Source organism: Mycobacterium sp. TH-M103 (genome assembly GCF_057473785.1).
Window position 1 is genome coordinate 1 of the sequence record NZ_JBYCLG010000044.1, and the last position, 11,284, is coordinate 11,284.

Annotated in this window: 11 protein-coding genes and 2 pseudogenes; 6 read left to right on the forward strand and 7 right to left on the reverse strand. The window is 69.5% G+C overall.

The annotated features are described in order from the left end of the window. The 4 genes and pseudogenes from AC2VOR_RS01955 to AC2VOR_RS01970 form a co-directional block, all read right to left on the reverse strand. On the reverse strand, positions 1-835 hold an 835-nt coding region (locus AC2VOR_RS01955; RefSeq protein WP_486963107.1), incomplete at its 3' end, for a helix-turn-helix domain-containing protein. Positions 836-907: 72 nt separating this feature from the next. After that, positions 908-1,342, reverse strand: coding sequence for a helix-turn-helix domain-containing protein (locus AC2VOR_RS01960; RefSeq protein ID WP_486963108.1), 435 nt, complete (start codon positions 1,340-1,342; stop codon positions 908-910). A gap of 572 nt (positions 1,343-1,914) precedes the next feature. Further along, positions 1,915-2,067, reverse strand: a pseudogene (locus AC2VOR_RS01965) (helix-turn-helix domain-containing protein); the annotation flags it as partial. 1 nt (position 2,068) lies between these two features. Continuing rightward, positions 2,069-2,654, reverse strand: a pseudogene (locus AC2VOR_RS01970) (IS607 family transposase). A 488-nt stretch (positions 2,655-3,142) separates the two neighbouring features. Between AC2VOR_RS01970 and AC2VOR_RS01975 the strand changes: the two are divergent. After that, on the forward strand, positions 3,143-3,307 hold the full coding sequence (locus tag AC2VOR_RS01975) for a hypothetical protein (protein WP_369739604.1): 165 nt from the start codon (positions 3,143-3,145) through the stop codon (positions 3,305-3,307). Positions 3,308-3,313: 6 nt separating this feature from the next. Here the strand turns inward: AC2VOR_RS01975 and AC2VOR_RS01980 are convergent, their stop codons facing one another. After that, positions 3,314-3,970 (reverse strand): ACT domain-containing protein, encoded by a 657-nt coding sequence (locus AC2VOR_RS01980; protein WP_369739603.1) that lies wholly within the window; start codon positions 3,968-3,970, stop codon positions 3,314-3,316. Between the two features lie 211 nt (positions 3,971-4,181). Here AC2VOR_RS01980 and gatC point away from each other — a divergent pair, with 211 nt between their 5' ends. Both gatC and gatA read left to right on the forward strand, forming a co-directional pair. After that, positions 4,182-4,481 (forward strand): Asp-tRNA(Asn)/Glu-tRNA(Gln) amidotransferase subunit GatC, encoded by a 300-nt coding sequence (gene gatC, locus AC2VOR_RS01985; protein WP_369739602.1) that lies wholly within the window; start codon positions 4,182-4,184, stop codon positions 4,479-4,481. Beyond that, positions 4,478-5,971, forward strand: coding sequence for an Asp-tRNA(Asn)/Glu-tRNA(Gln) amidotransferase subunit GatA (gatA, locus tag AC2VOR_RS01990; protein WP_369739601.1), 1,494 nt, complete (start codon positions 4,478-4,480; stop codon positions 5,969-5,971). The genes gatC and gatA overlap by 4 nt, the downstream gene beginning before the upstream one ends. A 35-nt stretch (positions 5,972-6,006) precedes the next feature. Here gatA and AC2VOR_RS01995 read toward each other — a convergent pair whose 3' ends face one another. Together AC2VOR_RS01995 and AC2VOR_RS02000 are read right to left on the reverse strand one after the other, a co-directional pair. Continuing rightward, complete coding sequence (locus AC2VOR_RS01995; RefSeq protein WP_486963109.1) at positions 6,007-7,920, reverse strand: YhgE/Pip family protein; 1,914 nt, start codon at positions 7,918-7,920, stop codon at positions 6,007-6,009. A gap of 2 nt (positions 7,921-7,922) precedes the next feature. Continuing rightward, entirely contained in the window at positions 7,923-8,663 is a 741-nt protein-coding gene (locus AC2VOR_RS02000) for an ATP-binding cassette domain-containing protein (RefSeq protein WP_486963110.1), read from the reverse strand. Positions 8,664-8,841: 178 nt separating this feature from the next. Between AC2VOR_RS02000 and AC2VOR_RS02005 the strand changes: the two genes are divergently transcribed. The 3 genes from AC2VOR_RS02005 to AC2VOR_RS02015 all read left to right on the forward strand — a co-directional run. Next, positions 8,842-9,873 (forward strand): ATP-dependent 6-phosphofructokinase, encoded by a 1,032-nt coding sequence (locus AC2VOR_RS02005; protein ID WP_369739598.1) that lies wholly within the window; start codon positions 8,842-8,844, stop codon positions 9,871-9,873. 124 nt (positions 9,874-9,997) lie between these two features. Continuing rightward, the gene (locus AC2VOR_RS02010; RefSeq protein ID WP_369739597.1) at positions 9,998-11,158 is read left to right on the forward strand and encodes a MinD/ParA family ATP-binding protein; all 1,161 of its coding nucleotides are present in this window, start codon (positions 9,998-10,000) and stop codon (positions 11,156-11,158) included. 9 nt (positions 11,159-11,167) lie between these two features. Continuing rightward, on the forward strand, positions 11,168-11,284 hold a 117-nt coding region (locus tag AC2VOR_RS02015), incomplete at its 3' end, for a hypothetical protein (protein ID WP_486963111.1).

An 11,284-nucleotide genomic window follows, 5' to 3' on the forward strand; every position in this document is an offset into this window, starting at 1 on the left:
TCTTCACCGCATCCTTAATCAACGAGTCCAGCGTCTCTTCGGTGAACATCTCGGCCAGCCGCCGCGCCGCGGTCGTCTCCTCAGCCGGCATCTGCACGGTCTTGGTCACAAAACACTCCTTCTGTCCGCCCAACGGCGGTCCGATGATGGACCACCCCGGACTTACACAGATGGAATGACACGCCCGGCAGCCGTGGGTTTTGACCGCGTCGTGCAGCGCGGCCTGCATGCCCAGGGTGTCCTCGCCGTGGCCCCACCGGTGCCCGGGCACGTAGCGGGAGTGGTCGTCAAGCAGCGCGAACAACACCGCCCGGCGGCCGGCGACGATCGGGCCGTGCAGCCCGTCGCTGATCCACATCTGGTCGGGCGCCTCGGCCTCGAATCGGCCGAACGCGGCCGGCGGGTTGCCGTCCGGGCGGGTGTTGAGCTCGAGCCGGGCGAAGTGGCGTTGCAAAGTGCGCGCCGAGGGCGCCCACCCCTGCTCGGCCTCCACGATGCGGGCGATGTGGGCCGCAGTACGGGCGGGGTGTTCGCGCTTGAGCCGCGCCGCGAGCTCCAACACCTCGGCGTCGGTGCGCGGGGCCACCTGGCGTTCGGGCGGAATCAGCGCGTCGAACCCGCCGGCCCGCCACGCCCTAATCCAGCGGTCCAGGCTGGCGCGGGACACCGTCACCGGCTCACCGGATGGGCCCAGATGCACCTGGGCGGCCAGCTCCCGCACCAGCCGACCCCGCTCGGTCGCTGACAGGCCCGGATCGGCCAGCGGCCTAATCAGCGCATACCGGTACAGCGCGATATCGCGCGCCCGCTCGGCCCGCGACTTCTTCTTCGACATCTATTGGCACCTCAACGCTTCCCACGGTCGACGGCAGTGACGCGCTCGACCCTGACGCGCCGAGGCGGCCGTTCACAGACGCGGGCTCATGTTGATCGACAACGCCGCCACCGCCGGCGGCCCCGACCCCAACAGCCAGCCACCCGAGCACGCCGCCACCAGCTCGGCCGCCGACACCTCGAACACGGCCGAACCGGCCACCCGGCGCACCGCCGCGCACGCCACACCGATCTGGGCGACCGCATCGGCGACCGGGCTTGCCGCAGGAGCCAGACGATCCATGTCGGCGCCGGTATTGGCGTGGCGTTCCAGCCGGGCGAACCCGACCCGGATCGACTCGGCATGCACGCAAAACCGCGACAGCCAGCCCCGAACCGTGGAGGCCGGGCGACCCGCCGCCGCGCAGATCCGCCGCCACCCCCAACCCGCCGCCCGGGCCAGCAGCGCCGCCCAAATCACCGAAACCGCGTCGACCCGCCGGCCCAGACAGAACCGGGGTAGCAGCACGTGTGAGCGGCCACAGCCCGCCGCGCTCGAACAGATCGCCCGCCGCGGCCAGATCCGCTCCACCACCGCCGTCGCACGACGCACAAACCGCGGCGCGGCGTGCCCCCACGGCGCCAACCGCTGCCCGCACCGCGGGCAGCTCAGCACGCCCGAGCGCAACTGACGTTCAACAACAACAGGATCGACACCTACACTGAGCAACGACGCCTCCGGGCGTTCGGACGGCCCTTCCCAGTAGCCCAGTCAAAGCACGTGGGAAGGGCCGTCGACTTTCAAGATCACCCGGACCCTAAACCGACCGTCCTCACCGTGACAGCACCACCCACAACCCGCCCGCCGGTCGGCGTCACGCCCAGCCCGTCCTCAACCCACATGACGCACCACCACCCCGCCGTGCTCACCCAAAGAGTCGCGCCACAAGGGGCAGCGGCGCTACATCGCCCAGGACTTCCTGCTGACCGTTGCAAGTGAGTGATCTTTAGTGGTCACGCGACTTGCACCCCGTCTCGGGGTTGTTCGGCGGCCGTGCGGCGCCGGCGATCCCATCGGCGTAGGCCTCTTTCGAGCACCGCCATATCAGCTTTGAGAGTGGCTACCGTCCAGTTGAATGCCTTGCGCCGAGCCCCGAAATGCCGGGCCAACGACCGGGCCTGGTCCTCGGTGGGGTCCAGGGTGAACCGGAACGCCTGCACACACCAGCCCTCAGGAACCTCGAACCGCGGCATCTCAGGCCGCCTCCACGCCGTCGGATGCCGCAGCGGCAAGGGCGCGCTTGGCCCGGTTCTGTGCAGCGCGTATGCCATACAACCGCGCGCACATACTGGTGAGGATCTCGGTCATATCGCGCACCAGGTCGGCATCGACCTCCGCCGAGTCCACCACCAGCTCACGCCCCTGCGCGGCCAGTGCCGCTTCGACATACTCCGACCCGAACCGACAGAACCGATCCCGGTGCTCCACCACGATCCGCGTCACCGCCGGATCACGCAGCAACGCAAGGTACTTACGGCGATGCCCGTTCAGCGCGCGACCCGACCTCGGTCACCACCGTGCCGACAGTTATCTGCTCGGCCGTGGCCCACGCAGTCACCCGCGCGACCTGCCGATCCAAATCCGCCTTCTGATCCGCCGACGAGACCCGCGCATAGACAGCCGTCCGTGATCTTCGACCAGCCGCGCCGATCGGCTCCTCATCGACGAGAATAGGCCGACCCACTCGCTGCGCCGACACCGGCAACAGCCCGGCCCGAAACCAGCGATCCGCGGTCACCCCCGCAACACCGTTGCGCTCAGCCCACGCCGCCAGGTTCATACCGTTGTTCCTACAGCACACCACCGACAACTACCGACCACTCACCCCGCAACAGCCGGCAGCCCCCCAAAAGGAGAGTGCGGCTTCCCGGCTGGCCTGGCGTCTCATGGTGGTGCACGCCCAAGCCGTGGACCACGAGATCACACCGACCAGGCATTTCGCCGGTCCCTGGCCAGGCGCGGGGTGCCCCGCCCGTTCTTGGCGATTTCCAATGGAGTTCACGACGACGTCATCGACCGAGCCCGGGCCGCCGTGGTAGCCGGCTCGTCTGACGACGATCCGCTGCGACTTGCCCGGTGTGGGCGCCTGTCGTCGGAGAAGCGGGCGCTGGAAGCAATCGAGGCGGTCGTGCGGGTGGACCACTGCACACTCGACATCTACGGCCTGGGCCACCTCGAGGCTTCGCTGCGGAAATTCATCGACGCCGCCGGGCTTGCTCAACGAGTTCGCCTGCACGGCCGGTCGGCCGCGAAGAATGTCTGGCCGCGTTGGGATTCAGCGATGCGGCGATCCGGGTGCTCGTCGAGGACCGCGACAAGCTGGGGGAGATGACCGGCATCGTCACCGCCCACCGCGACACCGGCCGTCAGTCGCTGCAGACCGAGAAGATCATCGCCACCTACGACAGCCTGGTGAACCGCGTGCCCGCATAACCGGGCTCAGCGCAGCATGGTGGCCACGATCCCCGCGAGGTAGCCCAGCCGGGCCACCTCCGACGGGCGGAAGTCGGGGCCGGGGCGGCCCAGCACCACCGCGGTGTGCGGGTCGCCCAGTGGCGCCGCGACCATCGTGGTGTCCATGTCACGCCACGCCTGCGGCACCCAGTCCCCGGTGTTGTCCAGCGTGACCGCCTGCTCGATCGGCAGCCAGGGGGCTGAATCGGCCCTGGTCTCCGGAGCGCCCGTGCTGCCGGCCAGGCGGTGCACCTTGCCCTGCGCGCTGTGCAGGACCGTGCACCAGCTCACCCGCAGCACCCTGGGCGCCTCGTTCGCCAGCACCTGCAATTTGGAGCCCTTGCCGGCCGCCGCCGCGACACGGTCGAGGAGTTCGAGCTCCCGGTGCGCCTCCAGCCGCCCGGTGTGCGGGCGGACGCTGTCCACCCGGACGCCGGACAGCGACTCGGCGGCCGTGATCAGCTTGTCGGGCATCGCCCCGGCCGGCAGTTCGATGACAAGGTCGTCGATCGCATACCCGGCGGCGCGCTCGACCACGTCGAGCGACAGGATGTCGGCGCCCACCGAACCGAGCGCCACGGCCAGCGACCCGAGGCTGCCCGGGCGGTCGGCCAGCTCGATGCGCAATAGATACGACGGCACGGCCAACACTGTCGCACAGGGATGTGTCGGGAGCATTTCGGCCGTCCCGGATCGGCCGGCTGCACGCTCGCTGCCGGAGCCCGGCTAGGTCTGATGGCCCGGCTCCTCAGCGGCGCCTGCGGCGCCGCATCGTCGCCGGGCTAGGTCTGATGGCCCGGCTCCTCAGCGGCGCCTGCGGCGCCGCATCGTCGCCGGGCTAGGCTTTTCGCTCGTGTCCCAGATCTCTCGCGACGAGGTCGCGCACCTGGCCCGGCTGTCCCGGCTGGCGCTGACCGATACCGAGCTGGATAGCTTCGCCGGCCAACTCGACGCCATCCTCAACCACGTCAGCCAGGTCCAGGCGGTCGACGTCAGCGGCGTGGAGGCCACCGACAACCCGCTCAAGGACGTCAACGTGATGCGCCCGGACGAGAAGGCGCCCTGCCTGACCCAGCAGGAGGCGCTCGCCTCGGCGCCCGAGGCCGTCGACGGCCGCTTCGCCGTCCCGCAGATCCTCGGGGACGTCGAGTGAGCGAGATCATCCGTCTGGACGCCGCCACGCTGGCCGCCAAGATCGCCGCCAGGGAGCTGACGTCGGCCGAGGTGACGCAGGCGTGCCTGGACCAGATCGCGGCCACCGACGACCGGTACCACGCCTTCCTGCACGTGGCGGCCGACGAGGCGCTATCGGCGGCGGCGGCCGTCGACAAGCAGATTGCCAACGCGGTGGCCACCGGCGAGCGGCTGCCCTCGACGCTGGCCGGTGTCCCGCTGGCGCTCAAGGACGTGTTCACCACCATCGACATGCCCACCACCTGCGGCTCCAAGATCCTGGAAGGCTGGCGTTCCCCCTACGACGCCACCGTCACGCTGCGGCTGCGCGCGGCCGGCATCCCGATCCTGGGCAAGACCAACATGGACGAGTTCGCGATGGGCTCCTCGACCGAGAACTCCGCCTACGGCCCCACCCGCAACCCGTGGAACGTCGAGCGGGTGCCGGGCGGCTCCGGCGGCGGCAGCGCGGCGGCCCTGGCCGCCTTCCAGGCGCCGCTGGCCATCGGCTCCGACACCGGCGGCTCCATCCGCCAGCCCGCCGCGCTGACCGCGACCGTCGGCGTCAAACCCACCTACGGCACGGTGTCCCGCTACGGGCTGGTGGCCTGCGCGTCGTCGCTGGACCAGGGCGGACCCTGCGCGCGCACCGTGCTCGACACCGCGCTGCTGCACCAGGTCATCGCCGGGCACGACAGCCGCGACTCCACCTCCGTGGCCGCCGAGATCCCCGACGTCGTCGGCGCCGCCAGGGCCGGGCAGGCCGGCGACCTGCGGGGCGTGCGCGTCGGGGTGGTCAAGCAGCTGCGCGGCGAGGGCTACCAGCCGGGGGTGCTCGCGTCGTTCCAGGCCGCCGTCGACCAGCTGACGGAGCTGGGCGCCGAGGTGAGCGAGGTCGACTGCCCGCACTTCGACTACGCCCTGGCCGCCTATTACCTGATCCTGCCGTCGGAGGTGTCGAGCAACCTGGCGCGCTTCGACGCGATGCGCTACGGCCTGCGGGTCGGCGACGACGGCACCCACAGCGCCGAGGAGGTGATGGCGCTGACCCGCGCCGCCGGTTTCGGCCCGGAGGTCAAGCGGCGCATCATGATCGGCACCTACGCGCTGTCGGCCGGCTACTACGACGCCTACTACAACCAGGCGCAGAAGGTGCGCACGCTGATCGCCCGCGACCTGGATGCGGCCTACGAATCCGTGGACGTCGTGGTGTCGCCGGCGACGCCGACCACCGCGTTCCCGCTGGGCGAGAAGGTCGACGACCCGCTGGCGATGTACCTGTTCGACCTGTGCACGCTGCCGCTGAACCTGGCCGGGCACTGCGGCATGTCGGTGCCCTCGGGGCTGTCGCCCGACGACGGCCTGCCGGTCGGCCTGCAGATCATGGCGCCCGCGCTGGCCGACGACCGCCTCTACCGGGTGGGCGCCGCCTACGAGGCCGCCCGCGGCCCGCTGTCCTCACCCGTCTGAGGACCCGGGTCGCGAGGATCGCACCGGCGCACACGTCACACTTCTATCGGTGGATAGAGTCGTTCCATTGTGAACTGGCGATCGCGCCGGGCCGCCCATGCACTCGCCGCCAGTGACGCGGCGAGCACCCCGGACAACACGCCCACCGAGATCCACATCCTGGCGTCGATACCGCCGACCGTCAACTGCCGCAGCCCATTCACCGCGTAGGTCATCGGATCGTAAGGGTGCAGGATCTGAAACGGCTTCGCCGTCGTCTCCACCGGGTACACGCCGCCCGAGGACACCAGCTGGAACATCAGGAACGCCAGCGTAACCACGCGGCCCACCGCGACGCCGAAAACCGCGTTGAACGCCTGGATCAGCGCCAGGAACGCCGCCACGATCAGGATCAGGAAGGCCACCATGCCCGCTGCGTACTCGGCGTGCAACCCGACGCCGAAGTGCACCACCGCATACATCAGCGCCACCTGGCACACCCCCAGCAACAAAGCCGGCCAATAGGAGGCCAGCACCACCCGTAATGCGCCCAGCCCGACGACGATGGCACGAGTTTGCAACGGGGTCAACAACATCCAGATGATCAGCGCGCCGATGAACAAGGCGAGCGGCAAGAAGAACGGCGCGAACCCGGTACCGAAAGTGGCGGCCTGATGGGTGAAATCCAGATTGACACCGACCGGATTCGCCAGGATCCGGGATACCCGGATGCGTTGCTGATCGGTCAGTGTCGATACGCGCTGGTCGGCCTCCCCGAGCCCGCCGGCCAGTTGCTGCGCGCCCGCGGCGAGTCGGTCGCTGCCGGCTGCCAGCTGCAGCAACCCACCGCGGAGCTTGTCGGCACCGGAATCGACGGCGGACGCACCGGTACGCAATGCGACAAGATCGGACCGCAGGCCGCCGTTGAGCGTCTGGTTTATCGCGGTGCGCAACCGGCTGTTGGGATCGGCCAAGTCGTTTTCCAGCTGTTGCGTTTTGCCGCGCAACTTGGCCAGGCCCTCGTCGGTGGCCGGGTCCATTTTGTTCGTGGCGAGCAGGCGCTGCGCGGCGTCGAGCCTGTCGCCGAGTCCCCGCACATTCGGGTCCGGGTTGGCGCGCAACCCGTCCACCACCTGGTTGACGATCCCGGCGGCTTGTTGGTAGTTGACGTTGAGCGCGGCAATCCGGTCGGTCAACTCCTTGATGCTGTCGCCCAGCCACGTCGCCGCGGTGCCGGCCTCGTTCACGTCGAGGTTCGACGCGGCGAGGTCGTCCAGCATTTTCAGCAGCGGGTCGGTCGCCTGCTGGATACCGTTTGACAGCTGCCGGGTGCCGCCGGCCAGCGTTGCCGCGCCGTCACGCGCGCCGGCAAGGTTTTTCGCCAGGGTTTGGGATCCATCCGCCAATTGGCCGGCGCTGTCGGACGCTTTCTTGACCTCGTCGGTGACCTGTGTCAGCGCCGTGCCGATGACCTGTTCGCCGACCTTGGCGCTGACCTGGTTGAGCACCTCCCGGGCGGCGTTTTGCCCCATCACCGATGCCAGGTAGTTGTTGGCATCGTTGAAGCGGAATTGGATCTCGGCCGCACGTGGGTGCGGACCCGCCGGCGATGCCACGGCGGCACTGAAGTCGCGCGGCAGGGTGATCGAGAAATAGTAGGTGCCGTCGGAAACCCCTTTTGCCGCTTGGCTTGCCGACGTCGGGTGCAGATCCAGGTGGCCGGACCGCAGCAGCGCTTCGGCCACCTGGTCACCGGCCCGCAGTTCACGGCCCGCCGCGATCGCGCCGCGATCCTCGTTGACCAACGCGACCGGGATCTTGTCGACCGCCGCGAACGGGTTCCAAAACGCCCACAGGTACATCGCCCCGTACAGCAGTGGCAGTGCGATGATCGTGATCAGCGCCAGGCGCGGCATGGTGCCGCGGGAGTAGCGCTTGAGGTCGGTGCCCAGCGACATTCCGGCAAGCATGATCAGTCGTCGCCTTTCTGCTGTTCGACCGGTTCCAGTTCGGCGGGTTGGTCGAGTCCCCGTTCTGCTAGCGGGATCTGCGCCCGAATGCCCAGACCATCCGGTACATCGTTGACAGTCGAGGTGATCACCGTCTGGTGCTCGCCCAGGTCGACCAGGCGGCGGACCAGGACCTCGCGGTCGCGGTTGCTGGTTACCTGGTCGACGCTGCCGACCACCAGCAGTGGCGGTCGGCCGGTATTGGCCAGCGCTATGCGCAGCAGCAACCCGTCCAGTTCATCGAGATGGTCGACGTATTGGCTGAGACGTGGCAACGGCAGTTGGCCAAATACCGTTCGGCACATGGCAATCAGCTCCTGTTCGCCGGCGCGGCGAACCAATCGGTACCACGGCGCGTCCCAGCGGGACTGCTCGGTGATCACATCGCGGACGGTGACCGACTCGAACACCGAGTCGAGTTGCTCGATGCCGGCCAACGCGGACACCGCGAAGATGTCCCGGGCCTTCCTGCGACCGAATACCTCGAGCGTTCCGGTCGTCGGTTTCATCCGGCCGGCCAGGCTCATCAGTAATGCGGTCCGTCCCGATCCGGCCGGCGCCGTCAGCACGGTGACTCCGCCCGCCTCGATGTCCAAGTCGAGCGGTCCGAAGACCGGACCCCACGGTCCGGCCTTCTGAATGCCGCGCGCGACGACCGCCGGCGCTTGCTGTTGCTGTTGCTGGGCTGTTTCCTCGTCTGACACGGAGGTTCCTCTCGGCGTGGCCCGACGGAGCCGTACAGATGGGTTTCGCTTCGAGTTCATCTAAGTAGATCAGACCGGCGCCGCGCATTGCGAAGACGCTCGGAGTGCCGAAGCCGGCAGTCTGGGTGTTTTTGCGTCTGCTCGCCCCACCTGGCGGGCCACGGTGCAAGATGAGGACATGCGGATCGGAGTTCTCACGGGGGGCGGCGACTGCCCCGGGCTCAACGCCGTGATCCGGGCGGTGGTGCGCACCTGCGACGCCCGGTACGGCTCCTCGGTGGTCGGATTCCAGGACGGGTGGCGCGGCCTGCTGGAGAACCGGCGCATCCAGCTGCAGAACGACGACCGCAACGACCGGCTGCTGGCCAAGGGGGGGACGATGCTGGGCACCGCCCGCGTGCACCCCGACAAGCTGCGGGCGGGACTGGACCAGATCAAGCAGACCCTCGACGACAACGGCATCGACGTGCTGATCCCCATCGGCGGCGAGGGCACCTTGACGGCCGCGCACTGGCTGTCGGAGGAGAACGTCCCAGTGGTCGGTGTGCCCAAGACCATCGACAACGACATCGACTGCACTGACGTCACTTTCGGCCACGACACCGCCCTGACGGTGGCCACCGAGGCCATCGACCGGCTGCACAGCACCGCCGAATCCCACCAGCGGGTGATGCTGGTCGAGGTGATGGGCAGGCACGCGGGCTGGATCGCGCTGAACGCCGGGCTGGCCTCCGGCGCGCACATGACGCTGATCCCCGAGCAGCCCTTCGACATCGAGGAGGTGTGCCGGCTGGTCAAACGCCGCTTCCAGCGCGGGGATTCGCACTTCATCTGCGTCGTGGCCGAGGGCGCCAAGCCCGTCGCGGGCTCGATCGCGTTGCGGGAGGGCGGGATCGACGAATTCGGGCACGAGCGTTTCACCGGGGTGGCCGCGCAGCTGGCCGTCGAGGTGGAAAAGCGGATCAACAAGGACGTCCGGGTGACGGTGCTGGGCCACGTGCAGCGGGGCGGCACCCCGACGGCCTACGACCGGGTGCTGGCCACCCGGTTCGGCGTCAACGCCGCCGACGCCGCGCACGCGGGCGAGTACGGCCAGATGGTGTCGCTGCGCGGGCAGGACATCGGGCGGGTGGCGCTGGCCGACGCGGTGCGCCAACTCAAGCTCGTGCCCGCCAGCCGCTACGACGACGCGGCGGCCTTCTTCGGCTGAGGCCGCACCGGTTCGGCGAACGCGCGGTGGCGCCGACCTGACGATCTCCTGAATTCGCCGCGAGATCGTGCTGTTCCCGCCGGTCGCGGTTTCCCGATCGGCCGCGAGCGGCTATACCGGAGTTATGAGCAACCGCGGTTCGATTCGCGGAGTCGTTCAGCAGCCCGCCGGATCGGCGGGGCCACCGGTCCCGCCGCACCGCCCGCCGGCCCCGCCCCGCCCGCGCGCCGCGCCCGCCCAGGCGTCGGCGACCGTCCCGCAGCCCTACCGTGGGGCCCGCGGCGCGCCGCCACCGGCCGGTGTGCCGACCCCGGCGCGTCCGGCCGCCCCGGCGTTCCGCCGCGAGGCGGTGGCGGGCGGGGCGTCGCTCGACGTCCTCGACGACCGCGCCGCCGAGACCCCACCGGGGTTCAACTGGCGGCGCCTGGTGCGGCGCGTCACCGGAATCGACCTCGGGCCGGGCAAACGCGCGGCGTACGAAGACGGCCTGCGCGAGCGCATCCGGACGCCGGTCGGCGGCGCATTCCCCATCGCCGTCCTCAACCTCAAGGGCGGCGTCGGCAAGACCTCGGTGGTCGAGGCGCTCGGCTCCACCTTCGCCCGCGTGCGAGACGACCACGTCGTCGCCGTCGACCTCGACGCCGGAAACCTCGTCGAGCGGCACGGCCGCCCTAACGCCCTGAGCATGGCGGAACTGCTCTCCGGCGGCGCGTTCACCCGATATCAGGACGTCCGCGCCCACACCTACATGAACAGTGTGGGGCTGGAAGCGCTCGGCCCGCCGGATCCCGCGCGCAGCGATTGGCGGCTCGGGCGCGCCGACGTCGTCACGGCCTTTTCGATCCTGCGCAAGCACTATTCGGTGGTGCTGGTGGACTGCGTCAAGTCCCTCAATTCGCCGGTGATGGACGCCGTGCTGCCCGAGTCGCGGGCCCTGGTGGTGGTGACCGGGGTGTCCATCGATGCCATACGCAAGACGAAGACCACGCTGGACTGGTTGGGCAACAACGGTTATCGGCGGTTGCTGAAATCGACGGTGCTCGCGATCAACCACGTCGCCAACGCCAGGGTGAACGACGCGGCGGTCAAGGAACTCGACGAGTTGTCGGCTCGGGTCGCCGCCGTGGTGGTGCTGCCGTTCGACCGTCATGTGCAGCAGGGCAAGGCGATCGCGCTGGACCGCCTCAGCGCGCAGAGCAGGCGCGCCTACCTGGAGTTGGCGGCCACGCTGGCCGACATGTTTCCTGGTGGGGGGACGGAGCGCGCGGCCCCGCAGCGCCACTAGGATCGACGCATGACCGTTGCTGCCGGCACCGAACTGCTGGATTACGACGACGTCGTCGCGCGCTTCGACCCGGTGCTCGGGCTCGAGGTGCACGTCGAGCTGTCCACCGCGACCAAGATGTTCTGC